Source organism: Stenotrophomonas sp. PD6 (assembly GCF_049199305.1).
Taxonomy (GTDB): domain Bacteria; phylum Pseudomonadota; class Gammaproteobacteria; order Xanthomonadales; family Xanthomonadaceae; genus Stenotrophomonas.
The window spans coordinates 1-26380 of the sequence record NZ_JBLZQD010000002.1 but is presented as its reverse complement, the minus strand read 5'-3'; the positions used below and the strand labels follow the sequence as shown (position 1 = coordinate 26380).

The window sequence follows — 26380 nt, the reverse complement described above, 5'->3', positions numbered from 1 at the left end:
GCCAACCACGCGGTAATGGGCTCCCCACCTACACCGTGATCGTTTGGGTAAGCGATTCCCACGTCGGCGGCAACGGCCAGTTGGCCTCCTGGTTGCCGTCGATCACCCGGCGCAAGTCGCGCGTGTCGATCTGCGGCGCCAGCACATGCACCAGCTCCAGCGCGTAGTCGCGCAGCACCCGGTCGCGCGGCAGCACCGCCCAGGCGATGCACTCGTCGATCGGAGACGGGGCGGGCCAGGAGCGCAGGTCCTCGTCGCTGGCATTGACCGCCATCTCCGCCAGCAGCCCCACGCCCAGGCCGGTGCGCACGTAGGTCTTGATCAGGTCCGCATCCAGCGCGGTCAGCGCGATGTCGGGGGTCAGCCCGGACGCCGCGAAGGCGCGCTGCAGCGAGGAACTGCCGCGCGTGGAGGATTCGTAGCTGATCAGCGGCTGGGTCGCCAGCGCCTGCAGGTCCGGCGCGGCGCCGGGGCGGTCCAGGACGTGTCCGCGCGGCACCAGCACCAGGCGGCGCCAGCGGTACAGCGGAATGGCGATGCCCGCCGTGGGCTCGGCACCGGCGGTGCTGATGATGGCGATGTCGGCGTCGCCCTGGCTGAGCAGGTCCAGCGCATCGCTTTCGGCGGCCTGCTGCAGGTGCACGCTGACCTGCGGGTAGGCCTGCTTGATGCGGGCCACCGCCGGCGGCAGCACGAACCGCGCCTGGGTGTGGGTGGTGGTCAGCACCAGCTGGCCCTGACTCTCACGCCGCTGGTTGGCGGCATAGGTGCGGATGTTGTTGGCCTCGGACAGCACCGCACGGGCGCGGCCGATCACCTCCACCCCGGCCGGCGTCACTGCCTCCAGGCTCCGGCCTTTGCGCACGAACAGCAGGAACCCCAGTTCATCCTCCAGCTGCTTGAGCTGCTTGGACAGTCCGGGCTGGGTGGCGTGTACGCGCGAGGCCGCCAACGTGATGTTGAGCTCGGCGTCGGCGATGGCGACCAGGTAACGGAGTTGGGTCAGCGTCATGGGCGTGCGCACAGGCGAAGGGAGGGGCTACTGGACTGTAAGGCAGTTGCCGTCACCAGCTTATAACCAAATGTTGTTTATGAAGGTAATCAGGTCATTTCGCGCGCTCATATGCCAGCGCTACGGTCTGGCGGACGCCGCAGCATGTCTGTGGCACACCTTCTATTTCCCCGTGGAGCATTCCCATGGCCGTGTACAACTCGATCCTGGACACCATCGGCAATACCCCGGTGGTGCGCCTGAACCGCCTCGCCCCCGACCACGTCACCCTGTATGCCAAGGTCGAATCGTTCAACCCCGGCGGCTCGGTGAAAGACCGCCTGGCGCTGGCCATCATCCTGGACGCCGAAGCCCGTGGCGTGCTCAAGCCGGGTGACACCATCGTGGAGGCGACCTCCGGCAACACCGGCGTGGCGCTGGCCATGGTGGCGGCCGCGCGCGGCTACAAGTTCGTGGCCACCATGGTGGAGACCTTCTCCATCGAGCGACGCAAGCTGATGCGTGCCTACGGGGCGAAGGTGATCCTGACCCCGGCCGCCGAGCGCGGCTCGGGCATGGTCAAGCGCGCCCGCGAGCTGGCCGAGGAACACGGCTGGTTCCTGGCCAGCCAGTTCACCAACCCGGCCAACCCGGCCTACCACCGCAATACGACCGCCGCCGAGATCCTGCGCGACTTCGCCGGCAAGCGGCTGGATTACTTCGTTACCGGCTGGGGCACCGGCGGCACCCTGACCGGAGTAGGCGAGGTGCTCAAGGTGGCGCGCCCGGACACGCGGATCATCGCCACGGAACCGGAAGGCGCGGCGCTGCTGGGCGGTGCCGAGTGGAAGCCGCACAAGATCCAGGGCTGGACCCCGGACTTCGTGCCGGAGGTCCTCAACCGCGGGGTCTACGATGAACTGCTGAGCATCGACGACGCCCGCGCGATCGAGACCTCGCGCCGGCTCGCCGCCGAGGAAGGCATCTTCGTGGGCATCTCGGCGGGCGCCACCGTGGCCAGCGCGCTGGACGTCGCGGCCCGCGCCGCACCCGGCAGCGTGCTGCTGGCAATGCTGCCCGACACCGGCGAACGCTACTTCTCCACCCCGCTGTTTGCCGACATCAACGAAGGCTCGGACGACGACTGGCTGGCCGGCCTGCCCTGACCCCTGCGTTGTTCCAGAAGACCGTGACGCCCACCCCTGCGGTGGGCGTCTGCGTTCAGGGACCGGCTTCATCTGCCGTGAAGCCGGCGCGCCGCAAGGTGGGAATGTCAGACGGTGCCTGCCGGGTCGCACGGTCTGAGACGACGATGACGCAGCCTAGACTGCCTGCCCGGTACGGTGCAGGCAGGTTGGCGACATCCCGTTGCATGGACCCGGTATCAAGAAGGAGCGGTACGCATGAAGATCGAAGTGTGGCAGGGCGACATCACGACCCTGGCGGTGGATGCGATCGTCAATGCGGCCAACGAGTCCCTGCTGGGCGGCGGCGGGGTGGACGGGGCGATCCATCGCGCCGCAGGCCCCCAGCTGCTGGCCGAATGCGAGTCACTGCCGCAGGTCCGTGCGGGCGTGCGTTGCCCGACCGGCGAGGTGCGCGCCACCGGCGCCTACAACCTGCCCGCCCGGCATGTATTCCATACGGTTGGCCCGGTCTGGCAGGACGGCCAGCGCGCCGAACCGGAACTGCTGGCCAACTGCTACTGGAAGTCGCTGCAGCTGGCGGAGAAGCTGGACCTGCAGTCGATCGCCTTCCCGGCCATCAGCTGTGGCGTGTTCGGCTACCCGCTGCACCAGGCGGCCATGATCGCCGCGACGGAAACCGTGGCGTGGCAGCGTTCGCACCGCGAACCGCGGCGGATCATCCTGGTGGCCTACAACGCGGCCACGTTCAAGGCGTACCAGTCCGCATTGGCCGCGCAGGGGCAGCCGTTCGAAGCGACGCCCACGGCGTTCCTGCCGACACTGGAGATGGCGCTGCCGCCTGCGGCACTGGGCTGACGCGGCGCGGCGACCGACGGTAGAGCCACGCCCTGCGTGGCTGACGTTCAGGCCCGGCCGAACACATCCGTCGGGGTTCATGACCTCGGAACGAAGATCAGCCACGCATGGCGTGGCTCTACGGGGCTGCTGGGTACACCCACTCGGCGAAGAACGAGTGCAATGACCGGCCGGCGCTTCTTTCCATCGCACGTTGGAAGTCCGCTGTGACGACGGAGTGGCCGTCGTTGGATCGGGTGTAATCGCGAATGCCGCGCCAGAAAATCTCCTCGCCCAGTTCGGCGCGGAGCAGGTGAAGCACATACGCGCCCTTCTGGTAGACCACCGCACGGTCGTCACCTGTAGGCGCATTCCAGCTGTCGTACACCAGCGCGTGATCGGCCCCCTTGGCACGCAGCGCCTCCCACCGGCTGCGCCAACGCTGCACCTGCGCCTGGTACGCGGCTTCGCCCTGCGACTGTTGCAGGTACGCCGCAGTCATGAAGTTGGCGAACGCCTCGTTGAGCCAGAAGTGCTCCCAACTGGCGCAGGTCACCCGGTTGCCCCACCACTGATGTGCCGCCTCATGCGCGATCAGCGCGACGTGGTTGGGGTCATCCAGCACCTCCTGCCCATACGCTTCGGACATCAGCGACAGCCCGGCCATTTCCTGGCCGATGGTGTCGGCCACCAGCGCCTGCTGGTAATCGCCCCGATACGGCAGGCCGGCCCGTGCGGCGAAGAAATCGAGCATGCCGCCGGTGCGTGCGAAGATCGCCAGCAGTTGTTCCGGCGAGCGCTCGGCGGAAAGGAAGCGCAGCGCGATGCCCGCGTGTTTGGCCTGCGCCTGCTGGTAGCGCCCTGCCGCGAAGCCGTACACGTAGCCGGGCATCGGCGTATCCAGCTGCCAGCGGTGTTCGACCCGGCCATCGGCCAGGGTGCGCGCCGGCAGCGCGCGCCCGGTGCCGGTGGCGAGCAGGCCCGCCGGCAGAGTCACCGACAGGCGCAGGGTTGCGCGCTCGTCCGGTGCGTCCACCGACGGCATCCACTGGCTGGTGGAGAAGATGGTGTAGACCTCGTCGCGCTCGGGGGCGAATTCGAGGCCGTACGGCGGGCTGCCGGTGTAGGTGAGCTGCAGCGTTGCGAGCGCATCGCGCTTGAGGGGGCGATCGAGGGTGATCTGCAGTTTTCCCTCGCGCTGCGTAAAGCGTTGCGGGCGGCCCTGGATGGTGATCGCGCTGACCTTGAGCTCGCCGCTGTCGAGTTCGATCCCGGTCAATGCGGGGCTTTCGGAGCGCAGCTCTATTGCCTGTGTGGCGGCCACCTGCTTGCCTGCGATGTCAGGCACGAGCGCGACGTCGTAATGCAGCACGTCGAAGCCGCGTGTGGCGGAGGCTTGGGCCGCGCCTGAGGCGGACAACAAGAGCAGCAACATCCATTCCGCGCGCATGGTCATGAATTCCTGGTAGAGCCACGCCGCGCGTGGCTGGTCTTCGTTGGGCACCGCGAAGCCACGCATGGCGTGGCTCTACGGGACGGGGCGCCGCGCGTGGCCGACGCAGAGCATATCCTGCAAAAAAAACGCCGGCACTGGGCCGGCGTTTTTTTCAGTGCATGCGAACGGCGGCGATCAGCCGTTCCACTTGCCCAGTGCGGCCTGGCCGTTTTCCTTGGCGCGGTCGTACACGGTCTGCTGTGCCTTGGCGACGTTGGCCTTGGTGTCCTTGGCCCACAGCTTCAACGCGGCCTGCTGCATGGCGCGGCCGTAGGAGAAGCTCAGCGGCCACGGCAGGTTGCCCATCTGGTTCATGGCATTGAGGTGCGCGGTGGACTGCTCGTCGCCCTGGCCACCGGACAGGAACACCACGCCCGGCAGGATCGCCGGCACGGTGCTCTTGAGGCACATCACGGTCGACTCGGCCACTTCCTCGACGTCGGCCTGCTCATCGCAGCCCTTGCCCGAGATGACCATCGAGGCCTTCAGGATGGTGCCTTCCAGCAGCACGTTCTGCTGGTACAGCGCGTCGAACAGCGAACGCAGGGTGGCTTCGGTGACTTCGTAGCAGGTCTCGATGTCGTGGTCGCCGTCCATGATCACTTCCGGCTCGACCATCGGCACCAGGCCGCATTCCTGGCAGAGCGCCGCATAGCGGGCCAGCGCGTGCGCGTTGGACTCGATGCAGGTGCCCGACGGGATGCTCTCGCCGATGTTGATGACCGCACGCCACTTGGCGAAACGCGCACCCAGCTTGTAGTACTCCTGCAGGCGCTCACGCAGGCCGTCGAGGCCTTCGGTGACCAACTCGCCCGGGCAGCCGGCCAGCGGGTGGGCGCCCTTGTCGACCTTGATGCCCGGAATCATGCCGTTGTCGGCCATGTACTTGGCGAACGGCACGCCGTCCTTGGTGGACTGGCGGATGGTTTCGTCGTACAGGATCGCGCCGGAGATGTGCTCGTTCAGCTTCGGCGTGGTGAGCAGCAGCTCGCGGTAGGCGCGACGGTTCTCTTCCGTATTCTCGATGCCCACGCTGGCGAAGCGCTTGGCGATGGTAGCGGTGGATTCGTCGATCGCGATGATGCCCTTGCCCGGGGCGACCATGGCCTGGGCGGTTTCGGCCAGCTGTTCGATGCTCATGTATTTCCTGTGGCGGGTGCGGGAAAACCGCAATTATAGACCCGCCATTCCGTGAACTGGCCGTTCACGGATTTTGGAATCGCTTTCAGCCGGTCTCGCGCGCCGGGCAGAGCCCGGCGCTACGTGGGGCGGGGGGCGCCGGGCGGGGGTGGGGGGGGGGGGGGGGGGGGGGGGGCGCCCCCCGGGGCGGGCGGGGGGGGGGGGGGGGGGCCCCCCGGCAATCCGATTACAGGTCGCCCAGACCGCTGGCGCGACCGTCTTCGCCCACTTCCAGCAGGCGCAGGGTATTGGTGGCGCCATGGGTCTCCATGTGCTCGCCGCTGGTGAACACCACGCGGTCACCGGCCTGCAGCTGGTTGGCTTCGACCAGCAGGCGGATGGCACCGCGCGCGGCTTCGCGCGGGGTGAAGCCGCGGCTGTCGAAGTTGATCGGGAACACGTCGCGCATCAGCGCCATCTGCCGGCGCGCGCCGTCGTGGCGGGTCACGGCGAACACCGGGGCCGAGGCACGGAAGCGCGACAGGTAGCGGGCGGTGCCGCCGGATTCGGTCATGGCCACGATCGCGCGCACGCCCACGTGCTGGGACAGGAACATGGTGGCCATGGCGATGGCCTGGTCGGCACGTTCCAGGTTGCGCGGCGAGGCGCTGAAGTCGGTCTCGGTCTGGAACTGGCGTTCGGCACCCAGGCAGATGCGCGCCATGGCCTCGACGGCCTTGACCGGGTAGGCACCGGCGGCGGTTTCGGCCGACAGCATCACCGCATCGGTACCGTCGATGACCGAGTTGGCCACGTCCAGCACTTCGGCGCGGGTCGGGATGGGGCTTTCCACCATCGACTGCAGCATCTGCGTGGCGGTGATCACCACCTTGTTCTGCGCCAGCGAGGCCTTGATGATCTTCTTCTGCAGGCCCGGCAGTTCGGCGTCGCCGATTTCCACGCCCAGGTCGCCACGCGCCACCATCACCACATCGCTGGCGTCGACGATCTCTTCCAGGTTCTCGATGGCCTCGGTGCGCTCGATCTTGGAGACCAGCGCGGCGTAGCAGCCGTGCGATTCGGCGATCGCGCGCGCATCGTTCATGTCCTGCGCATTGCGGCAGAACGAGACGGCGATGAAGTCCACGCCGATCTTGGCCACGATGCCGATGAGCTCTTTGTCGCGCTCGGTCAGCGCGCCCAGCGACAGGCCACCACCCTGCTTGTTCAGGCCCTTGCGGTCGGACAGCGCGCCGTCGTTGAGCACGGTGTTGATGATGCGCTCGCCCTGCACTTCGATGACCTGCAGCTGCATCAGGCCGTCGTCGAGCAGCAGCACGTCACCGGCGACCACGTCCTGCGGCAGGCCCAGGTAGCTCACGCCCACCTGGGTGGTGTCACCCGGCGGCGGGTTGGCCGAGGCGACCAGATCGAAGCGGTCGCCCGCCTTGAGGTGGATCTTGCCTTCGGCGAAGCGCTCGATGCGGATCTTCGGGCCCGGCAGGTCGGCCAGGATGCCCACTTCCACGCCCACCCGCTGCGCGGCGGCGCGCACGTCGGCGGCACGCTTGGCCTGGCCGGACGGATCGCCGTGGCTGAAATTGAGGCGCACCACGTTCACGCCGGCGCGGAACAGATCCTCCAGCACGCCCGGCGGGTCGGTTGCCGGACCGAGGGTGGCAAGGATCTTCGTACGGCGCTGACGCTCAATCATGGTAAGTGGGCTCCCGGGAAAGGAGTGAAATTAGCACACCCTTCACGTCCCATGAATACGTTTACATCATTGTGGCGTCTGGCTTTCGCCGATGTCTTGTAGACAGCCTATGGACGCGCATGCGACATGCGGCGGCGTACGGAACGCCGCCACCGCGTTCAGTCGATCAGCGAGAGCAGTGCATCCGGGCTGGCGGCCAGGTGCTGCGCGCCTGCCGCCTGCAGTTCCTCGGCACCGCCAAAGCCCCACAGGACGCCGATGTTGCGCATCTGGTGGTGGCGCGCGCCCTCGATGTCCATGCGCCGGTCGCCGATCATCCAGCACTGCTGCGCGGGCAGATGCAGCCGGCGCAGTGCCTCGGCCACCAGCTGCGGTTTTTCGCTGCGGCTGCCGTCCGGGGTGGCACCAATCACCTCCTCGAAGCACCCGCCAAACGGCAGGTGCTCGACGATGCGGCGCGCATGCGGCTCGTTCTTGGCGGTGACGATCGCCAGCCGGTGGCCGCGTGCGTGCAGGTCCTGCACCACCTCGCCGATGCGCGGGTAGACCTCGTGCTCGCGCCAGCCGACCACGTCGAAGCGCTCGCGGTAGTACGTCACCGCCTGCTCGACCTGGGCCGGATCGTCGAACAGCGGCGCGAAGCTGGTGCGCAGCGACGGGCCGATCCAGCGCCGCAGTGCTTCCTGCGGCGGGACCGGGCGCCCCATCTGCGTGAGCGCGTGCGCCACGCATTGGGTGATGCCGACCGCTGAATCGATGAGGGTGCCGTCGAGGTCGAAGAAGAGCGTTGTTCGCTCTTCTTTGGTTTCAGGACCTGAAGCTTGACGATCGAAGGCTTGACGACTAACAGTCGTCACTACCGCGCCACCGACGGTGCCCGCGGCGCGCTGCGTCATGCGCCGCGGGCCTCGAGGGCCGCGACGGCCGGCAGGGTCTTGCCTTCCAGGAACTCCAGGAACGCGCCGCCGCCGGTGGAGATGTAGCTGACCTGGTCGGCAATGTCGTACTTGTCGACCGCCGCCAGGGTGTCGCCACCGCCGGCGATGGAGAAGGCCGGGGAGCTGGCGATGGCCTGGGCCAGCGCCTGGGTGCCATGGCTGAACGCCTCGAATTCGAACACGCCCACCGGGCCGTTCCAGACCACGGTACCGGCCTTGGCAATCAGCCCCGCGTAGTGCTGCGCGGTCTGCGGACCGATATCCAGGATCAGGTCGTCTTCCGCCACGGCGTCGACCGCCTTGACGGTGGCTTCGGCGTCGGGATGGAACTGCTTGGCGACCACCACGTCGGTCGGCAGCGGAATATCAGCGCCACGCGCCTTGGCATCGGCCACGATCTTCTTCGCGGTATCCAGCAGGTCCGGTTCGTACAGCGACTTGCCCACGGCGTGGCCGGCGGCGGCGATGAAGGTGTTGGCGATGCCACCGCCGACGATCAGCTGGTCGACCTTGCCGACCAGATTGGCCAGCAGTTCCAGCTTGGTGCTGACCTTGCTGCCGGCCACGATGGCCAGCAGCGGCTGCGCCGGCGCGTGCAGCGCCTTGGCCAGTGCGTCCAGCTCGCCCATCAGCAGCGGACCACCGGCGGCGACCGGCGCGAAGCGGATCACGCCGTGGGTGGACGCCTGCGCGCGGTGCGCGGTACCGAAGGCATCCATCACGAACACGTCGCACAGGGCAGCGTACTTGCGCGCCAGGGCCTCGTCATCGCTGCCCTCGCCCACGTTCATGCGGCAGTTTTCCAGCAGCACGATCGAACCCGGGGCGACGTCCACGCCGTCGACCCAGTCGCGCACCAGCGGCACGTCCACGCCCAGCAGTGCCGACAGGCGCAGCGCGACCGGGGCCAGCGAATCGGCCTCGCTCCACACGCCTTCCTTCGGGCGCCCCAGGTGCGAGGTCACCATCACCGCCGCGCCCTTTTCCAGGGCCAGCTTCAACGTCGGCAGCGATGCGGTGATGCGCTGCTCGGAGGTGATGCGGCCGTCTTCGATCGGCACGTTCAGGTCCTGGCGGATCAGCACGCGCTTGCCGGAGAGGTCGAGGTCGGTCATGCGAACGATGGACATGGGGCAGCAACTCTTTGGCGGAAAAGGAAAGGGCGCCGCGCACGGCGCAGACGCCCATTGTAACGGCCCCGGTCACGGCGAAGGCCGTTGGTCGTCACCCGTTGGAACGGTCCCCCTGCCGCAGCAGGCTGACGGCAAACCCGCCGACCACCCCCACGCCCAGCACCAGCAGGCCCCACAGCAGCCAACGCTTCCAGTCGCGCACCGGCTGTAAGGCGGCGTCGCCGGCCAGCGGCTGCGCCGCCCCCTGCACCGTGGCCAGCGCCGGCTGCCACTGCGCGCCCTGCTGTTCGCGCAGCTGCGCGATCACCGTGCCTACCGGCGCGTCGCTGCGGGCGGCACGCACGCTGCCGGCGGCCACACTGAAAGGCGCCTCGCCCTGGCTGAGGAACACCAGCGCCTCGGGCTGGTAGCCGAGCTTGAGCGTGGGCGCGGTGGCGACCTGCGCCTGCGACGCGGTGAGTTTCCAGAAACGGTCGCGGATGGGCACCGCGAGCGCCTGCGCCTGCGACTGGCGGCGCTGCTCGGTGTCCTGCAACTGGTAGGCCACCCACGGGCCCGCGCGCACCTGCCAGGGCTGGTTGGCGTCATCGCGGCTGAGCAGCGTCCACTGCACCACGCTGTTGTCGGCCGTGGCGATGTCGGCCTGGGCGATCGGGAAGCGACCGTCCAGCGTGTACTCGAACTCACCCGGTTTGCCCGCGCTGCCGGCCAGCGAACGCCACTGCCAGTCGATCGCCTGCGCGAGCGGCACCTTTTCGGCCTGCACCGCCGACAAGGTGGGCAGCGCATCGCCGCCGACCGGAACAATGCGGAAGTACTTCGCCTGGCGGCCGATCTCGATGCGCCGCTGCTGCAGCCGGCGGCCATCGTGCTGCAGATCCACCAGGGGCACGTCGTCGGCCACGCGCTGCCAGTCACGCAGGTCGTCGCTCGCGTCCACCCGCACGCGCACCTGCAGCGCCTGCGACGCCTGCCAGTCCAGCCGCAGTGCCTGTACGCCGGTACGCAGCGCGCTGGCATCCACCAGCCAGCCCCCCGGCCCGGCGTTGCCCACGCTGCGGCCCAGCCGCGCCTCGACCCGACGCACGCTGCCGTCGGTATTGCGTTCGGTCAGCAACTGCAGGTCGTCGCCCGCGCCACCGCCCTGCGCCGGCAGCGGGAACCACGCCAGGTCCTGCCATTGCGCCGCCTGCGCGAGCGGCTGGTCGGCCGAGAACAGCGCCGACGGCAGCGGCTGCCCCTGCGCGTTGAATACCTGCACATCGGCCAGCTGCGGCGACACCGCGCTGCGGTACTGCGCCTCCCCCAGCATCAGCCGGTAGGCGCCGGCCTGCGGTGCGGAGAGCTGCAGCGGCCACTGCTCGCGATAGTCCTGGCGGGCGTCGGCCGCCCACAGGGTCGGGGCGGCGGCAGCGAGCGACAGCGCAGCGATCACACGGAAAAGGCGTTTCACGACTGCGTCTCCTCAAGCGTTTCCGGCGCACGCGGCGGTGCCGGCGCCAGGTAGCCCACGACCGTGCACAGCAGGCCATAGGCGATGAAGGAAGAAATACCGAGCAGGTTGCCGAGGTGCTGGCGGTCGATGAGGACCAGCTTGGCCAGCACCACGCCCATCAGCACCGCGCCCACCAGCCACAGCGCGCGCTGCCCGCGGCGCGAACCCCACACCCAGCTGATCACGCCCAGCACGCTCCAGACCACCGTCAGGCTGGTCTGTGCCAGCGTGGACGACCACAGCCGGTCGTTCCACGGCACCCCGCCCCACTGGTGTACGGCATGCAGGGTGATGCTGGTCAGCGCAACGAAGCCGGCCACGGCCAGCAGCGGAATGCGGCGGGCCTGCAGCGACGCCGGTGCCTGGCCGCTCCACAGCCAGCGCGCCAGCAGCGCCAACACGGCCAACTGTGCCAGTTCGAGCGGATTCACCAGCGGCAGCCACGGCAGCGGCGCGGCCGCGCCCGGGGCGAACAGGAAGCAGAACCAGGCCACGCCAAGCACCGCGAACAACGTTCCCTGCAACGCGTGCCGTGCGGCGTCGAAACGCTCGCCCAGCGGCACGGTCAGCCAACGCCAGCGCTGCAGCGAGACGGCGGCAACGGCCAGCCACTGCAGCAGCGTGGCGGCCAGCGCCCAGCCCTGCGCCAGCGCGAAGCGGTCCACCAGCCACGCAGCAGCCAGCGACAGCACCGTGGGCCACAGCAGCCACCAGATGAACTGTGCGGCAATCGCCGCGCGGTCCTGCCCGCCGCGCAGGCACCACAGGCTGCGCACGCCGAGGGCCGCGAACGCCACCCAAGCCAGCGCCCCCCAACCGGCGAACGGCTGGTCATGGGCATCCACCTGCCAGACCGCCAACGGGAACGCCGCCAGAAGCATGCCCAGCGTGGTGAACACCAGCGCGCGCGCCGGCATGCGCCGGTGCACCTCGGCCGCGATCCAGGCGGTCACCGCAACCACGCCCAGCAGCGCATCCGGGCGGCTGTCGGCCGCCACGAAGCGGCTGATCTCATAGCTCGCCACGCCCAGCCACCACAGCAGGCCCCACACGTAATAGACCAAGGCCGGTTCCGTGCGGCCCGCACGACGATAGCTGAAGGCCGACGCAAACCCGGCCAGGGCCAGCAGCAACCCACTCATGAAGGTCGGATTGGCGATCGCCGTGGCGTCGTGCAACCAGTAGTCCGCGCCGACCACGAAGCCGAACGCCGCGCCCAACTGCAGCAGCGCACCGGCGATCTGCGGCAGCAACCGCTGCTGGCGCAGGCCCAGCCAGACCAGCGCCGCACCCTCCAGCGCGAACACGCTGGCCGTCGCCCGCGCAGACAACGCCAACGGCACCGCCAGCGTGGCAAAGCCCACCGCCAGCACCGCGTACGACTGCCCCAACGCCGCATAGCGCTCGCGCCGGATCAGCGCCCATGCCAGGCCCGCATACAGCGCACCCAGCCCCACCGCACACAGTGCCAGCAGCAGGCGGTCGTCATGCAGCATGCCGGCCTGCAGCGAGAACGCGATCAGCGGCGTGCCGAACACCAGGCTGCCATCGACAAGATCGCGCTTTTCTGCCGGCTGCCGGCGCGCATAAAGAATGGGAATCAGCAGATAGAACGCGAAGAACAGCAGCAGGAACGGCTCCGTGCTGGAGAACTTCTCCGCGTTGTACTGCAGCACGCCCCAGGCCGTGCCGATGCCAAACGTGAAGGCAAAGCCCAGCAGATTGAGCACCCGCCACGGCCGCCACCACGCAATGGCCAGGATCGCCGCATTGAGCACCGCGTAATACGAGAACAGCGCCACATGGTTGCCGCTGCCGGTAGACAGCCAGATCGGCGCCATGAATCCGGCCAGGATGCCCAGCACCGCCAGCGTGCGCGAATTCTGCACCACCGCCAGCACGCCCATCCCGGCGATCAGCAGAATGCTCATCGCAAACGCCAGACCAGGGTCGAGCAGGTCGTAACGTTTGAACGCCGCAAAGATCGTCAACAACAAAATGCCGATCGTGCCGCCCTGCAACGCCAGCGCGAACAACCGCCGCCGTTCCCGCTGTTTCCAGCCAAACACCAGCCCGCCCAGCGCACCGGACGCAATGGCGGCCAGGCGAAGTTCGATCGGCGCATTGAGCCACCCCTGGTCGCTCGCATACTTCAGCAGCGCCGCCACACCGGCCAACAGCACCAGCATGCCGATCTTCACCGGCACATTGCCTTCCGTGAACCAGCGCTTGATCGTGCCCAGGATACGCTCGCCCAGATCCGGCCCACGCGGCGGCGGCGGCACGAAGGGCTGCGGTTCGGGCTGCGGTGTCGGCGGCAGCGGCGGCGGCCCCACCGCGTCCCGCGCGGCAACCACGGGTTCCGCAACGGCCACCGGCTCGGCCGGCAAAGTTGTCGCGAATGGCTCTGGCGCGGGTGCAGGCGCAGAGGGCCTCTCCACCCACTCGGACGCGGGAACGACCGGTTCGGCCACCGGCGCGGCCGCAGGGAAGCGCGCCTGTTCCAGCGCCGCAACGCGCCGGCGCAGACCGGCGATCATCACCAACGCCACCGCCAGCATCACCGGTACGGCCAACAGCACCAGTACCGCCAGGACAATCAAAGCTTCCATTCCGCGTCATCCTCAAGGGAACGCCACGGCCCACCTGGACGAGCGTGGCACCAGCGGCACGCGGACATGCTAACTGAATCGGGGGCGCGGGCTTCACCAGATCCGGCTTTCGGTGGATCGAGCGCCGGGCCGCCATGCCCCCGACCCACCGGCGTTGCACCGCGGCTCCGGCTTTCCCTAGGCCGCCGACCCACCGTCGAAGGGTCGGCGGGTGCGGGGGTACGGGACCGTAGAAAACATGGATGTTTTCTACGAGCCTACAGGGACGTATTCACGGCGTGTCCCGTACCCCCGTACCCGCCGGCCCAAACCAGCGAGCCCGCAGGCGAATGCTCTTCGCCCAAAACCAACACCAGCCGCGCGAAGCGCGGCGACACGTACCGTCCACGAGTACCGACCAACGGTGGGCACCTACCAAAAAAAAACGGCGAACCGAAGTCCGCCGTTCTTTCAGATGCGCTGTGGCCGTGCAAAGTTGCCGGCCACGGGCCGGCATTACCCAGCAACAACCTTGGCCATTTCCAGGCACTTGTTGGAGTAGCCCCACTCGTTGTCGTACCACGACACCAGCTTGACGAAGGTGCTGTCCAGCGCGATGCCGGCGTCGGCATCGAACACCGACGTGTGGGTTTCACCGCGGAAGTCGGTCGCCACGACCTTGTCTTCCGTGTAGCCCAGGATGCCCTTCAGCGCGCCTTCGCTCTGCGCCTTCACCTCGGCACAGATCTCCGCGTACGTGGCTTCCTTCTCCAGCTCCACCGTCAGATCGACCACCGACACGTCCGACGTCGGCACGCGGAAGCTCATGCCCGTCAGCTTCTTGTTCAGTTCCGGAATCACCACGCCGACCGCCTTGGCTGCACCGGTCGAGGACGGAATGATGTTCTCCAGGATGCCGCGGCCACCGCGCCAGTCCTTGTTCGACGGACCATCCACAGTCTTCTGCGTTGCCGTCGCGGCATGCACCGTCGTCATCAGGCCACGCTTGATGCCCCACTTGTCATTGATCACCTTGGCCAGCGGCGCCAGGCAGTTCGTCGTGCACGACGCGTTCGAAATGATCGCCTGGCCGGCGTACGTCTTGTCGTTCACGCCGAACACGAACATCGGCGTGTCGTCCTTCGACGGCGCAGACAGGATCACCTTCTTCGCGCCCGCATCGATGTGCTTCTGCGCCGTTTCCTTGGTCAGGAACAGACCGGTGGATTCGATCACCACGTCCACACCGACCTCGTCCCACTTCAGATTGGCCGGGTCGCGTTCCTGGGTCAGGCGGATCTTCTTGCCGTTCACCAGCAGATCGCTGCCCGACACTTCCACCTCGGCCTTGAAGCGACCATGCACCGAATCGTACTTCAGCATGTACGCCAGGTAATCGGGCTCCAGCAGATCGTTGATGGCCACGATTTCGATGTCATTGCCGAAATTCAGCACGGCCGAACGCAGCACATTGCGCCCGATGCGACCGAAACCGTTGATGCCAACCTTGATTGCCATGTTCACAAGCTCCTGCAGCCGCGACAGGGCGGCGCCGATGGAAAGGGCCGCCATTCTAGCAAAGCCCGGCCCGCCCCGGCCCTCGTAATCGGGATGGGAAGCGGTTACAACCGCAATTACCGCCGATTGATCCGGATCAAGGCGCGGCGCCGCGCCGACGGGAAAACTGGCCCCATTCCACCCGCCACGAGACCGTCACATGCGCAAGACCTCCCCCCTCCTGCTCTCCAGCCTCGCCGCCGCCCTCGTCCTGGCTGCCAGCCCCGCCATGGCCCAGTCCAAGGGCGACTGGACGATTTCCGCCGGCGTGCACCAGGTGGCCCCCAAGTCCAGCAATGGCACCTTGGCCGGCGGCCTCAAGGTCGACGTCGACAGCGACATCAAGCCGACCATCACCGGTGAGTACTTCGTCGCCGACAACCTGGGCATCGAGATCCTGGCCGCCCTGCCGTTCAAGCATGACATCAACATCGACGGCCTCGGCCGCGTCGGCAGCACCAAGCACCTGCCGCCGGTGGTCTCCCTGCAGTACCACTTCAACAGCAAGGGCAAGGTCTCCCCGTTCGTCGGTGTCGGCCTGAACTACACCACCTTCTTCAGCGAAGAAACCGGCGGCGCCTTGGCCGGCAGCAAGCTCAAGCTGGACGATTCGTGGGGTCTGGCCGCACATCTCGGCCTGGACTGCGCCATCAGCGAAAAGGGCTCCCTGCGCGTTGACGCACGCTGGATCGACATCGATAGCGACGTCAAGCTGGACGGCAACAAGCTCGGCACCGTCAACATCGACCCGCTGGTCTACGGCGTGTCCTACGTGTTCAAGTTCTGATCGGCGGATCAGAACCGGACAGCTACACCTCTCGCAGCAACGTATTTCCCCGGCTCCGGCCGGGGATTTTTTTTGTGCGACGCCAGCACGCCCGATAGGGGCAAGCCGCCCGGCGGGAGGCCGGCTAGAATGCCGACGATGAAGATGCCCTCCCTGCTTTCGACCGGCGCGCTCGTGCTGGCCCTCACCCTTGTCTCCACCGACGCCCTGGCCTGGGGCGCTCAGGGCCACCGGCTGGTTGCCCGCGTTGCCGAAGCGCACCTGACCCCGCAGACACGCGCGGAAGTGGCCCGCCTGCTGGCCAACGAGCCCACCCCTACCCTGGCCGCCATAGCACCCTGGGCCGACGAACTGCGCGCCAAGGACCCCGGCCTGGGCAAGCGCTCGGCCGGCTGGCACTACGTGAACATCGGTGAAGACGATTGCCACTATGAAGTGGAGCGCCACTGCCGCGGCGGCAACTGCGTGGTCGAGGCGCTGAAGGTGCAGACCGCCATCCTTGGCGACCGCAGCCGCTCCGATGCCGAGCGCGCCCAGGCCTTGAAGTTCGTCGTGCATTTCGTCGGCGACATCCACCAGCCGATGCATGCCGGCTACGGCAAGGACAAGGGCGGCAACGACTTCCAGGTGCAGTTCAGCGGGCGCGGCACCAACCTGCACTCGCTGTGGGATAGCGGCATGCTGAACACGCTCAAGCTGGACGACGACCAGTACACCGAGCGCCTGAATGCCCTGCCCGCGCCCAAGGTTGGCAAGCATTCGCGCATCGATGTCGACGCCGTCAAGTGGGCCGAGGCCAGCTGCCGTATCGCCATTGCACCTGGCGTTTACCCGCCCCAGCGTACGCTCGGGCCCGAGTACACCGCGACGTACCTGCCGGTCGCCGACGCCGAACTGCGCCTGGCTGGCGAACGCCTGGCCGTGCTGCTCAACGACACATTGGGTAAACGCTGAGGTCACCGTCATGTCGCTGCACGTTGCCAGTTTCTTCCACCCCGACAGCCATACTTTCAGCTACGTGGTGCATGACCCGGCAACACGGCAGGCCGCGGTGATCGACCCGGTACTCGACTACGACCCCGACACCGATGCACTCGGCTCGGCCCCGCTGCAACCGCTGCTGGCGCACGTGCGACAGCAGGCACTGCAGGTGCGCTGGCTGCTGGAAACCCACGCCCATGCCGACCATGTCAGCGCCGGGCGTTGGCTGAAAGGCCAGTGGCCCGATGCGACCCTCGCCATGGGCAAGGGCATTGTGCAGGTGCAGCGCACCTTCGCACCGCGCTACGCGCTGGACGTGCCGACCGATGGCTCGCAGTTCGATCACCTGTTCGAGGACGGCGAGCGCTTCGACATCGGTGACATCAACGCCGAGGTGATTGCCGTGCCCGGCCATACCAGTGACAGCGTGGCGTACCGGATCGGCGATGCGGTATTTACCGGTGATTCGCTGTTCATGCCTGACGGCGGCACCGCCCGCTGCGATTTCCCGGGTGGCGATGCCGCGTTGCTGTATCGCTCGATCCACCGCCTGCTCGCGCTGCCCGATGCCACCCGTGTGTTCATCTGCCACGACTACGGCCCGGGCGGGCGCGAATTCGCCAACGAGACCACGATTGGCGAGCAGCGCGCGCACAATATCCACCTGCATGAGGGCGTGAGCGAGGCCGAGTTCGTGGCCACCCGCCGGGCCCGCGATGCGACGCTGGCCGAACCGAAGCTGATGCACCCGTCGGTGAAGGCGAATATCCAGGGCGGGGCTGGGGGGTAGAGCCACGCCATGCGTGGCTGTTCTTCGGTCGGCAGCGCGCAGCCACGCATGCCGTCTACTCGGTCAACGTTTCGTCCATGGCGAAGTTCACCGGAATGCGGACCGCGCTCGCCACCGCCTTGCCATCCTTCATCGCCGGCCGGTAGGTCCACTGCCGTGCTGCGGCGACGGACGCCGCGTCGAACACGCCCGGGTTGGTGGCACTGAGCACGCGCACATCCGTGGCCTTGCCCTGCGCATCCACGTCCACCTGCAGCACTACCTTGCCGGTCTGGCCGTTCTCGAACGCGCTGCGTGGATAGCTCGGGGGCGGCATGTTGTCGATCGTGACCGGCCGTTCCAACGACGCGCCGGAGGTATCTTCCTGCGTGGACTGGACCGATTGGGTGCTGATCCGTGTGCTGCCCTGGCTGGCCCAGGCCACCGCGCCCAGCCCCATGCACAGCCCCACCACCACGACCTGACCGGTCACCCACGGCAATGCCTTGCGCTTGTGTTCCTTCATCATGGCAATACGCTCCTTCAACATCGGTTGGCTGCGCCAGTGGCAGGCCATGGGCGCAACCGGGTGGACCAACTGCGCCTTCAGCAGCGCGTTGGCGTAGAGCCGGCGCGAGGCCGGATGCATGTCGAGCGTGCGCGCGTCGCAGGCCAGTTCCTGGTCGCACAGGAAGCGGCGCGAAACCCACGGCAGCAGCGGATGGAACCAGAACAGGCAGCGCAGCACGGCCAGCGCGGCATTGGCCCACTGATCGCCATGCCGGCGGTGCTGGAATTCGTGCTGCAGGATCAAGCGGCGCTCGGCGTCGCTGAAACGCTGGTCGAAATCCGGCCCCACCACCACGCGCGGCGACCACAACCCCACCAACGCCGGCAGGCCCGGGTCGGCGCTGGCCTGCCAGCTGCCATCGCGACGCGGCTGCAGCGTGCCCATGCCGCGCTCGAAGCGGCGCTGGCCGCGCCACTGGACCACGACGGCCAGGATCGCACCGGCCGCCCACAGCGCCGCCAGCAGGGTTGGCCACAGCACCGCATCCTCCGGCAGCGCCGGCGCACGCAGTGCTGCGCCCAGCGCCAGCACCGGCGCGCCGTCGGCAAGCGGCAGCGGAGGCAATGGCAGCAGCGGCGCCACCAGCACCAGCGGCAACAGCCACCAGCTGCGGTACACCAGCGCCGCGCCACCCAGACGACGCAGCACGGGGCGCAGCGCGGCCAGCAGGAAGGCCGCGATGGCGAGCCAGACGCTGGCCAGCAGCAGGGACGCGAGCAGCTCAGTCATGGTCCAGCTCCTGGATGAGCTTCTTCAGTTCGGCGATGTCCTGCGCGCTCAGCTCACCGCGCTGGCTGAAGTGCGCCACCAAGGGCGCCACGCGGCCGGCGAACAGTTTGTCGAGCAGCCCGCTGCTCTGCTCGGCCACCCAGGTCTGCCGCTGCAGCACCGGCGAGTAGAGATAACGGCGGCCATCGCGGCTGGCGCTGATCGCCCCCTTGGTGAGCAGCCGGTTGAGCAGGGTCTTGATGGTGGGCTCGGCCCAGTCGCGGTCGGCAAGGGCGGCGACCACCTCGTCGGCCCCCAATGGCGACCGGTTCCAGAGCACTTCCATGACAACGGCTTCGGCTTCGCTGATCTGGCTCATCATTTACGTCCGTAATCGATGTGCCGATTACGCTCGTAATCTTTCAGGGTGTCAAGCCCCCGCGTCGCGGTCCGTTCAAACCGGAAGTGCTGTAATGCATTCATGACTTCGCAGGAACGCACCGCATGACCGAGCACCTCACCGACCTGGACGCTGCAACCGACTGGCTGCTGCAGCGTGTTGACGGGCCGCTGCGCATCGGTGCGCCGCTGGCACTGGGCAAGCCGCACCGGCTGCTCAACGCGCTGTACGCGCGGGTCGAAAACGATCCGTCGCGGCCGCTGCAGATCTACACCGCCCTGTCGTTGAACCCGCCCCGCCCTGCGCCAGGCGGGCTGGAGGCGCGCTTCATGGCGCCGTTCGCGGAGCGCCACTTCGGGGCGGACTTCCCCCGCCTGGCTTATGCCGACGCGGTCGCACGCGACCGCCTGCCCGCGCATGTGCAGGTGGAAGAGTTCTACATGCAGTCCGGTGCGCTGCTGGTATCGGCGCAGGCCCAGCGCGGCTACACCAGCCTCAACTACACCCATGCCGCCGACGCGGTGGCGCAGCGCGCGCCGCATGCGATCGTGCAGAAGGTGGCGATGCGCCCGGACGACCGCCGGCTGTCGCTGTCGTGCAACAACGACATCACCCAGGACACGCTGGACGCGATGGCCGCGCGCGGGCTGCCGCGCCCGCTGCTGATCGCGGAGATCGACCCGAACCTGCCCTACCTCGGCGGGACGGCGACGGTGGACGTGTCGTTCTTCGATCTGGTCATCACCCCGCCCGGCCCCTACCCGGCCCTGTTCGGGCTGCCGCGCCAGCCGGTCAGCGACGCGGACTACGCAATCGGGCTGTACGCAAGCGCGCTGGTGCGCGACGGCGGCACGCTGCAGATCGGGATCGGCACACTCGCCGACGCGATCAGCCACGCGCTGGTGCTGCGGCACACGGACAACGCGCGCTACCGGCAGATCCTGCACGCGCTGGACCCGACCCTTGCCAGCCATCCCACGGTGCTGGAGTGCGGCGGCCTGGACCCGTTCGAGATCGGCCTGTACGGCTGCAGCGAGATGCTTAACGAAGGCTTCCGTCGGCTGGTGCAGACGGGCGTGATCCGACGCAAGGTGCACGACGACCTGGCGCTGATGGAGCGGATCGAAAGCGGCAGCACGCTGACCATCGACCACGCCACGCTCGAGGCGGAAGGCGAGTATCTGCATGGCGCGTTCTACCTGGGCTCGCCGGAATTCTACGAATGGCTGCGCGAGTTGCCCGAAGACGAGCGCCGCGCGATCGGCATGCGCCGCATCAGCGAGATCAACCAGCTGTACGGCGGCAATGAAACGCTGGAGCGGCTGCAGCGCCGGCACGCGCGTTTCTTCAATTCCTGCATGATGGCCACGGCGCTGGGCGCGGCGGTGTCCGACGCGCTGGAAGACGGGCGCGTGGTTTCGGGCGTGGGCGGGCAGTACAACTTCGTGGCGATGGCCCACGCGTTGCCCGAGGCGCGCAGCGCGCTGCTATTCCGCGCGGTGCGTGAGGACAAGGGCGCATTGCAGTCGAACGTGCGCTGGAACTATGGCCACACGACGATTCCGCGCCATCTGCGCGACATCTACATCAACGAATACGGCATTGCCGACCTGCGCAACCTCACCGACGAGGACTGCGTGATCGGCATGGCGGGCATCACCGACGCCAGTTTCCAGGCGACGCTGCTGCAGACGGCGAAATCCTCGAAGAAGCTGGCTACGGACTTCGTGGCACCGGAGCACTGGGCGCGTCGCAACACCGGCCGCGCGGTCAGCGCCTCACTGGCGGCGTTCCGCCAATCCGGCGTGCTGCCCGACTACCCGCTGGGCAGCGACTTCACCGAGGTGGAGCAGCATCTGGTCAAGGCGCTGGGCTGGCTGAAACAGAACACCCAGACGCGCAGCGCGAAGCTGCGCACGGTGCTCGCCGCGCTGACCCAGCCCGCCGGCGACGGCGATGTGGTCTACCTGCAGCGGATGGGATTGGAGGCACCGCAGACATTCGGCGAACGCATCGAAGCGCGGTTGGTGCGGTTGGGGTTGGCGCGCACGGGGTGATCGCGCGTTTTCTTGCATCCGGCATTGCGTGAAGAGCAGCGTCTTGATTCATACGTGCAGGGGCGGCCGCCGGGCAGCCCCGCTCCGGGACACGCCGTGAACCCATCCATGGGGGCTGCTAGAAAACATCCATGTTTTCTAGCGTCCCTCCGGGGGCTACCCGCCGGCCGCCCCCATACATGGTCGTGTGCGGTTGGAAACGGCAGACACGCGTGGCGTGTCACTTCGCGCCGGCTGTTTCCATGGCCACCGGTCACTGTCAAAGGCGGGTCGGGGTGGGTTTGCGGGGGCATGAGCCGCATGGATGCGGCGACTGAGCTTACATGGACGTACTTGCAGCGTCCCCCGCGAACCCGCACCGTCCCGCCAAATCCAGGAAACCGCTGGCTACAGGCTGTTCGCCCAAATGCGTGAAGCAGCCGGGCAGAGCCCGGCTCTACGCGTTGCGTGTACCCAGTGACGCAGCGGGGCAGAGCCCGGCTCTACCGCGTGTATGCAGGCAATTGCTGGTCAAAAAAAACGGCGCCTCCCTTTCAGGAGGCGCCGTTCTTGTTTCAACAGCTGCTGGCGATCAGTTCGCCAGCTGTGCCTTGGCTGCGGACACCACGTGGTCGGTGGTGATGCCGAAGTGCTTGTACAGCGCTTCGGCCGGCGCGGAGGCGCCGAAGGTGTCGATGCCGACTACCGCGCCGTCCAGGCCCACGTACTGGCGCCAGAAGCCGGTGACGCCGGCTTCCACCGCCACGCGGTTGCGCACCGCGTTGGGCAGCACGGATTCGCGGTACGCCGCGTCCTGGCGCTCGAACACGTCGGTGGACGGCATCGAGACCACACGGGTCTTGATCCCGGCCGCGTCCAGCTCGGCCTTGGCGGCCACGGCCAGGCCCACTTCCGAACCGGTGCCGATCAGGATCACGTCCGGCGTGCCGCCTTCGGCGTCGGCCAGCACGTAACCGCCGCGTGCGATCTGCGCCACCTGCTCGGTGCTGCGCGGCTGGTGCGGCAGGTTCTGGCGGCTGAACACCAGGCAGCTCGGGCCGTCCTGGCGGGTGATCGCCGACTTCCAGCTGACCGCCGACTCCACCGCATCGCACGGGCGCCACACATCGTTGTTCGGGATGTAGCGCAGCGAGGCCAGGTGCTCCACCGGCTGGTGGGTCGGGCCGTCTTCGCCCAGACCGATCGAGTCGTGGGTGTAAACGTGGATCGCATGCGCCGGAATCAGCGCGCTCATGCGCACACCGTTGCGGGCGTAATCGCTGAACACCAGGAACGTGGCGTCGAACGGAATGAAGCCGCCGTGCAGCGCCAGGCCGTTGGCGATCGCCGTCATGCCGAACTCGCGCACGCCGTAATACACGTAGTTCGCGTTCGGGTCGTCGGTGGCGACCGACTTGCTGGCCTTCCACAGCGTCAGGTTGGAATGGGCCAGATCGGCCGAACCGCCGATCAGTTCCGGCAGCAGCGGCGCGAAGGCTTCAATGGCCAGCTGCGACGCCTTGCGCGAGGCAATGGTCTGGCCCTCGGCCTGGACCTGCGCGATGTAGGCATCGGCCTTGGCGACGAAGTCGGCCGGCAGCTCGCCCTGCGAACGGCGGGTCAGTTCTTCGGCTTCGGCCGGGAACTGCGCCGCGTACTTGTCGAACTGCTGCTCCCATTCGGCCTGGCGCAGCGTGCCGGTACCGCCTGCACGCCAGCCGGCGTAGATCTCTTCGGGAATCTCGAACGGACCGTAGTTCCAGCCCAGCTGCTTGCGCGTGGCTTCCAGCTCATCCTTGCCCAGCGGGGCGCCGTGGCTGGATTCCTTGCCGGCCTTGCCCGGCGAACCGAAGCCGATCGTCGTGCGGCAGCAGATCAGGGTCGGCTTGTCCGACTGCGCCAGCGCGCTGTCGATGGCGGCCTTGATGCTCTCCGGGTCATGACCATCGACGCCGCGCACCACGTTCCAGCCATAGGCCTCGAAACGCTCCGGGGTGTTGTCGGTGAACCAGCCGGCGGTGTTGCCGTCGATCGAGATGTGGTTGTCATCCCAGAAGCAGACCAGCTTGCCCAGGCCCCAGGTGCCGGCCAGCGAGGCGGCTTCGTGGGACACGCCTTCCATCAGGCAGCCATCGCCCAGGAACACCCAGGTGCGGTGGTCCACGATCGCGTGTTCGGGGCGGTTGTAGCGCTGTGCCAGCAGCTTCTCCGCCAGCGCGAAACCGACCGCATTGGCCAGGCCCTGGCCGAGCGGACCGGTGGTGGTCTCCACGCCGGGGGTTTCATGGTGTTCCGGATGGCCGGCGGTCTTGCTGCCCAGCTGGCGGAACTGCTTGAGCTGCTCGATCGGCAGGTCATAGCCGCTCAGGTGCAGCAGCGCGTACTGCAGCATCGAGCCGTGGCCGTTGGAGAGCACGAAGCGGTCGCGGTTGAACCACGTCGGGTTGTTCGGGTTGTGACGGAGATAGTCGTTCCAGAGGACTTCGGCGATATCGGCCATGCCCATCGGCATGCCGGGATGCCCGGACTTGGCGGTTTCGACCGCATCAGCGGCAAGGAAGCGGATGGCGTTGGCCAACTGGCGGCGGGTGGGCTGCGTCATGGTTCTGTCGGGGTCAGAGGCTCCCGCGGAGCTGCGGGCTGCCTATTGTCGCAGCTCCAGCGCTGGCGCGCTTGCGCCGAGCGCCAATAGCGACCCACGTTTCGCGAGCGAAACGCGGGCCCCGGGCATGCCACCTATCCCCGCGCCTGGCGGCGCGCCCCCTTAACAGAAGGGGGCTGTTCCACCAGATGCGAACTGCACCGATCTTCATGTTCCTAAACCAGGACGCACCCACAAAAAACGCCCCGCTGGGCGGGGCGTTTTCGGTTCACAGCGGGGTGATCAGCTTTCGCCGGTGGCCGCGTTGATCACGGCGCACATGGATTCGCGCTGGAACTTTTCGCCGGTCATGTAGCCCGACGGCGTGGTCTTGATGATCTTGACCTTGGACGAGGTCTTGCTTTCCGGGGTAATCACGACATTCCAGGGAAGCGTGATCTGGCTGCCCTTGCCGCCGGACACGCTCTGCTCGAACATCAGCAGACCGGATTCCTTGTCTTCCGACTTCACGGTGAGGCCGGAGGTCACACCCTCGATCTTGATGCGCTTGAACGCCACATCCGCGCTCACCGGGACCACGTCCCAATTGCTGAACCGGCGGCCGGCCAGGTAGCTGCCTTCCACCTCGTAGTTCTTGCAGTCCGACTTCGCGCTGACGTCGAACGCCAGCAGGCCCAGTACGGCCACGACCAGATACATCTTCCTCATTGACTTGCTCCTTTCCCCGCACGACGCCAACCCCGGCGCCTTCCATGCGCCGGAGCAGTATCCACGGCATCAATCGCGCATTCAATCGCGAGATGCGACAGGGCCAGGAATGTGACTGTCATCACTTTCTCCCTTCGCCACCAGGGTGGTCAGGGCCAGGTCGCCGGTCACGTTGAGCGCGGTACGGCACATGTCGAGGAAGTGGTTCACACCCAGGATCAGGCCGATGCCCATGGGATCCACGCCGACCATGGCGCAGATCATCGCCACCACCGGCAGCGAACCCGACGGCACACCGGCCGTCCCGATGCCGCCCAGGATGCAGACCGCCATCACCATCAACTGCTGGGTGATGCTCAGGTCCACGCCGAAGAACTGGGCCAGGAAGATCACCGTGACGCCTTCGAACAGCGCGGTGCCGTTCTGGTTGGCGGTGGCGCCCACGGTCAGGACGAAGCGCGAGACCTTCTGCGGCAAGCCCATCTGGTCGGCCACGCGCAGCGCGGTGGGCAGCGTCGCGTTGCTGGACGCCGTGGAGAAGGCCATCACCGTGGCCTCCTGGGTGTCGCGGAAGAAGCCGATCGGCGAGCGGCCCGACAGCCACACGGCCGCGCCGTAGGTCACCACCATGTGCAGGCCCAGCGCCAGCACCACCACGCCCACGTAGGCACCCAGGCGGATCAACAGGTCGAAACCGAAGATCGCCGCCAGGTTGAACATGAAGCAGGCCACCGCATACGGCGCCAGGCGGATGACCAGGTTGATCAGGGTCATCGAGACCTCGAACACGCCTTCGATCACCTTGCGCAGCGGCGCGGTCTTCTCGTCCGGCGACAGCACCATGCCGATGCCGAACATCAGCGCGAAGAACATCAGCGACAGGATCGCGCCATTGCTCGAGGCGGCCGCCAGCACGTTGCTGGGCACGATCGAGAGCAGCATGTCCATGCCCTTGGGCTGCTCGCCGATGTTGGCCACGATCTCGCGGCTGCGCTCGACATTTTCATGCAGCAGCTGCTGGGCCATGGCCGGGTCGACGCCGACGCCGGGCTTGAGCAGGTTGACCAGCACCAGACCCAGGCCAACCGCGATGCCCGACAGCAGCACGGTGTAGGCCAGGGTCTTCCAACCGATCCGGCCGAGCGAGCGGATATCGCCCATCTCGGACACGCCCATGACCAGCGCCGAGAAGATCAGCGGCACGATCAGCATGAAGATCAGGTTGAGGAACAGGCCCGACAGCGGCGTGGTCAGGTAGGTCATCACCGCACGCGCGGCGTCCGGCATCCAGGGGATGCTGCCACCGACGGCATGCACGACCAGTCCAAGGATCAGGCCGAGCCCGAAGCCGATGGCCATTTTCCAATGCAATGGCAGCTTCTGCCGGGGGGTTGCGGCCTCAGTCATGGAGCGGCGTTCCTTGAAAAAATGAAATGAGCTTAGCAAAGCCGGCCACCGGGACCGGCACGCCCCTCAGCGTCCCGAAGGATAGAGGGGAGGCAGGACAGTGTTCTCCGCCGCCGGACGGGGCCGCCAGTGTGGTCCGTCATGGAAGGCGCGACGCAGTGCCTGGCGCGCCTGGGCCACATCGCCGCCGGTTTGGCTCCAGCGGGCCGCCTGCATGGCGCGCAGGGCGTCGCGCTGGGCATCGTCGGCCAGATGCGCAAGCAGCGCGTCCAGCCCGCGTACGCCTCCCATCGCGCCGAGGACCGACACCACCTCATCCAGGCTGCCGCTGTCCAGCGCGCGGCGCAGGTCGGCGCGCGAGGGCGCCGCCGGCGGGGCGGCAACGCCCGCCACGGC

General features: G+C 67.6%; 20 protein-coding genes and 1 pseudogene. 6 read left to right on the top strand and 15 right to left on the bottom strand.

Going from position 1 to position 26380, the window contains the following annotated elements; translation table 11 throughout:
* Positions 1-28 precede the first annotated feature (28 nt).
* Positions 29-1012: a LysR family transcriptional regulator gene (locus ACOZHM_RS03125; protein ID WP_421567500.1), complete on the bottom strand. Its 984-nt coding sequence runs from the start codon at positions 1010-1012 to the stop codon at positions 29-31.
* Positions 1013-1197: 185 nt separating this feature from the next.
* Here ACOZHM_RS03125 and cysK point away from each other — a divergent pair, with 185 nt between their 5' ends.
* Both cysK and ACOZHM_RS03115 read left to right on the top strand, forming a co-directional pair.
* Positions 1198-2157: a cysteine synthase A gene (cysK, locus tag ACOZHM_RS03120; protein ID WP_421567499.1), complete on the top strand. Its 960-nt coding sequence runs from the start codon at positions 1198-1200 to the stop codon at positions 2155-2157.
* A gap of 237 nt (positions 2158-2394) precedes the next feature.
* Positions 2395-2994, top strand: coding sequence for an O-acetyl-ADP-ribose deacetylase (locus ACOZHM_RS03115; RefSeq protein ID WP_421567498.1), 600 nt, complete (start codon positions 2395-2397; stop codon positions 2992-2994).
* 118 nt (positions 2995-3112) lie between these two features.
* Here the strand turns inward: ACOZHM_RS03115 and ACOZHM_RS03110 are convergent, their stop codons facing one another.
* The 8 genes from ACOZHM_RS03110 to gap form a co-directional block, all read right to left on the bottom strand.
* Positions 3113-4492 (bottom strand): M1 family metallopeptidase, encoded by a 1380-nt coding sequence (locus tag ACOZHM_RS03110; protein WP_421567497.1) that lies wholly within the window; start codon positions 4490-4492, stop codon positions 3113-3115.
* A 111-nt stretch (positions 4493-4603) separates the two neighbouring features.
* Positions 4604-5608: a class I fructose-bisphosphate aldolase gene (locus ACOZHM_RS03105; protein WP_421567496.1), complete on the bottom strand. Its 1005-nt coding sequence runs from the start codon at positions 5606-5608 to the stop codon at positions 4604-4606.
* A 226-nt stretch (positions 5609-5834) separates the two neighbouring features.
* Positions 5835-7301 carry a pyruvate kinase gene (pyk, locus tag ACOZHM_RS03100; protein ID WP_421567495.1) on the bottom strand — a complete coding sequence of 489 codons (1467 nt, stop codon included), beginning with the start codon at positions 7299-7301 and terminating at the stop codon, positions 5835-5837.
* A 158-nt stretch (positions 7302-7459) separates the two neighbouring features.
* Positions 7460-8197 carry an HAD hydrolase-like protein gene (locus ACOZHM_RS03095; protein ID WP_421567494.1) on the bottom strand — a complete coding sequence of 246 codons (738 nt, stop codon included), beginning with the start codon at positions 8195-8197 and terminating at the stop codon, positions 7460-7462.
* Entirely contained in the window at positions 8194-9369 is a 1176-nt protein-coding gene (locus tag ACOZHM_RS03090; protein ID WP_421567493.1) for a phosphoglycerate kinase, read from the bottom strand. Before ACOZHM_RS03090 ends, ACOZHM_RS03095 begins: the two co-directional genes overlap by 4 nt.
* Positions 9370-9463: 94 nt before the next feature.
* On the bottom strand, positions 9464-10825 hold the full coding sequence (locus ACOZHM_RS03085; RefSeq protein ID WP_421567492.1) for a DUF3999 domain-containing protein: 1362 nt from the start codon (positions 10823-10825) through the stop codon (positions 9464-9466).
* Positions 10822-13479, bottom strand: coding sequence for a DUF2339 domain-containing protein (locus tag ACOZHM_RS03080; RefSeq protein WP_421567491.1), 2658 nt, complete (start codon positions 13477-13479; stop codon positions 10822-10824). Before ACOZHM_RS03080 ends, ACOZHM_RS03085 begins: the two co-directional genes overlap by 4 nt.
* Positions 13480-13974: 495 nt before the next feature.
* A complete protein-coding gene (gap, locus tag ACOZHM_RS03075; RefSeq protein WP_421567490.1) occupies positions 13975-14976 on the bottom strand; it encodes a type I glyceraldehyde-3-phosphate dehydrogenase in 1002 nt (333 codons plus the stop codon).
* 199 nt (positions 14977-15175) lie between these two features.
* Between gap and ACOZHM_RS03070 the strand changes: the two genes are divergently transcribed.
* The 3 genes from ACOZHM_RS03070 (at position 15176) to ACOZHM_RS03060 (ending at position 17573) form a co-directional block, all read left to right on the top strand.
* Complete coding sequence (locus tag ACOZHM_RS03070) at positions 15176-15802, top strand: OmpW/AlkL family protein (protein ID WP_421567489.1); 627 nt, start codon at positions 15176-15178, stop codon at positions 15800-15802.
* Positions 15803-15940: 138 nt separating this feature from the next.
* Complete coding sequence (locus ACOZHM_RS03065) at positions 15941-16756, top strand: S1/P1 nuclease (protein WP_421567488.1); 816 nt, start codon at positions 15941-15943, stop codon at positions 16754-16756.
* 10 nt (positions 16757-16766) lie between these two features.
* On the top strand, positions 16767-17573 hold the full coding sequence (locus ACOZHM_RS03060) for an MBL fold metallo-hydrolase (RefSeq protein ID WP_421567487.1): 807 nt from the start codon (positions 16767-16769) through the stop codon (positions 17571-17573).
* A 55-nt stretch (positions 17574-17628) separates the two neighbouring features.
* On the opposite strand, the gene ACOZHM_RS03055 is transcribed toward ACOZHM_RS03060, so the two are convergent.
* Entirely contained in the window at positions 17629-18852 is a 1224-nt protein-coding gene (locus tag ACOZHM_RS03055) for a M56 family metallopeptidase (protein ID WP_421567486.1), read from the bottom strand.
* Positions 18845-19210, bottom strand: coding sequence for a BlaI/MecI/CopY family transcriptional regulator (locus tag ACOZHM_RS03050; protein WP_421567485.1), 366 nt, complete (start codon positions 19208-19210; stop codon positions 18845-18847). The genes ACOZHM_RS03055 and ACOZHM_RS03050 overlap by 8 nt, the downstream gene beginning before the upstream one ends.
* A gap of 125 nt (positions 19211-19335) precedes the next feature.
* On the opposite strand from ACOZHM_RS03050, the gene ACOZHM_RS03045 reads away from it, so the two are divergent.
* Positions 19336-21288: an acetyl-CoA hydrolase/transferase C-terminal domain-containing protein gene (locus ACOZHM_RS03045; protein WP_421567484.1), complete on the top strand. Its 1953-nt coding sequence runs from the start codon at positions 19336-19338 to the stop codon at positions 21286-21288.
* 571 nt (positions 21289-21859) lie between these two features.
* On the opposite strand, the gene tkt is transcribed toward ACOZHM_RS03045, so the two are convergent.
* From tkt to ACOZHM_RS03025, 4 genes and pseudogenes are all read right to left on the bottom strand, one after another.
* Positions 21860-23869, bottom strand: a complete 2010-nt coding sequence (tkt, locus tag ACOZHM_RS03040; protein WP_421567483.1) for a transketolase — start codon at positions 23867-23869, stop codon at positions 21860-21862.
* A gap of 282 nt (positions 23870-24151) precedes the next feature.
* Positions 24152-24577 carry a hypothetical protein gene (locus tag ACOZHM_RS03035; RefSeq protein WP_421567482.1) on the bottom strand — a complete coding sequence of 142 codons (426 nt, stop codon included), beginning with the start codon at positions 24575-24577 and terminating at the stop codon, positions 24152-24154.
* Between the two features lie 81 nt (positions 24578-24658).
* On the bottom strand, positions 24659-25984 hold the full coding sequence (locus ACOZHM_RS03030; protein ID WP_421567481.1) for a dicarboxylate/amino acid:cation symporter: 1326 nt from the start codon (positions 25982-25984) through the stop codon (positions 24659-24661).
* 66 nt (positions 25985-26050) lie between these two features.
* Positions 26051-26380 (bottom strand): annotated as a pseudogene (locus tag ACOZHM_RS03025) (protein BatD); the annotation flags it as partial.

Excerpts from the sequence above, each read along its gene's own strand:
- ACOZHM_RS03125 (WP_421567500.1), bottom strand. The coding sequence starts at position 1,012 with ATGACGCTGACCCAACTCCGTTACCTGGTCGCCATCGCCGACGCCGAG.
- cysK (WP_421567499.1), top strand. The coding sequence starts at position 1,198 with ATGGCCGTGTACAACTCGATCCTGGACACCATCGGCAATACCCCGGTG.
- ACOZHM_RS03115 (WP_421567498.1), top strand. The coding sequence starts at position 2,395 with ATGAAGATCGAAGTGTGGCAGGGCGACATCACGACCCTGGCGGTGGAT.
- ACOZHM_RS03110 (WP_421567497.1), bottom strand. The coding sequence starts at position 4,492 with ATGCGTGGCTTCGCGGTGCCCAACGAAGACCAGCCACGCGCGGCGTGG.
- ACOZHM_RS03105 (WP_421567496.1), bottom strand. The coding sequence starts at position 5,608 with ATGAGCATCGAACAGCTGGCCGAAACCGCCCAGGCCATGGTCGCCCCG.
- pyk (WP_421567495.1), bottom strand. The coding sequence starts at position 7,301 with ATGATTGAGCGTCAGCGCCGTACGAAGATCCTTGCCACCCTCGGTCCG.
- ACOZHM_RS03095 (WP_421567494.1), bottom strand. The coding sequence starts at position 8,197 with ATGACGCAGCGCGCCGCGGGCACCGTCGGTGGCGCGGTAGTGACGACT.
- ACOZHM_RS03090 (WP_421567493.1), bottom strand. The coding sequence starts at position 9,369 with ATGTCCATCGTTCGCATGACCGACCTCGACCTCTCCGGCAAGCGCGTG.
- ACOZHM_RS03080 (WP_421567491.1), bottom strand. The coding sequence starts at position 13,479 with ATGGAAGCTTTGATTGTCCTGGCGGTACTGGTGCTGTTGGCCGTACCG.
- gap (WP_421567490.1), bottom strand. The coding sequence starts at position 14,976 with ATGGCAATCAAGGTTGGCATCAACGGTTTCGGTCGCATCGGGCGCAAT.
- ACOZHM_RS03070 (WP_421567489.1), top strand. The coding sequence starts at position 15,176 with ATGCGCAAGACCTCCCCCCTCCTGCTCTCCAGCCTCGCCGCCGCCCTC.
- ACOZHM_RS03065 (WP_421567488.1), top strand. The coding sequence starts at position 15,941 with ATGAAGATGCCCTCCCTGCTTTCGACCGGCGCGCTCGTGCTGGCCCTC.
- ACOZHM_RS03060 (WP_421567487.1), top strand. The coding sequence starts at position 16,767 with ATGTCGCTGCACGTTGCCAGTTTCTTCCACCCCGACAGCCATACTTTC.
- ACOZHM_RS03055 (WP_421567486.1), bottom strand. The coding sequence starts at position 18,852 with ATGACTGAGCTGCTCGCGTCCCTGCTGCTGGCCAGCGTCTGGCTCGCC.
- ACOZHM_RS03050 (WP_421567485.1), bottom strand. The coding sequence starts at position 19,210 with ATGAGCCAGATCAGCGAAGCCGAAGCCGTTGTCATGGAAGTGCTCTGG.
- ACOZHM_RS03045 (WP_421567484.1), top strand. The coding sequence starts at position 19,336 with ATGACCGAGCACCTCACCGACCTGGACGCTGCAACCGACTGGCTGCTG.
- tkt (WP_421567483.1), bottom strand. The coding sequence starts at position 23,869 with ATGACGCAGCCCACCCGCCGCCAGTTGGCCAACGCCATCCGCTTCCTT.
- ACOZHM_RS03035 (WP_421567482.1), bottom strand. The coding sequence starts at position 24,577 with ATGAGGAAGATGTATCTGGTCGTGGCCGTACTGGGCCTGCTGGCGTTC.
- ACOZHM_RS03030 (WP_421567481.1), bottom strand. The coding sequence starts at position 25,984 with ATGACTGAGGCCGCAACCCCCCGGCAGAAGCTGCCATTGCATTGGAAA.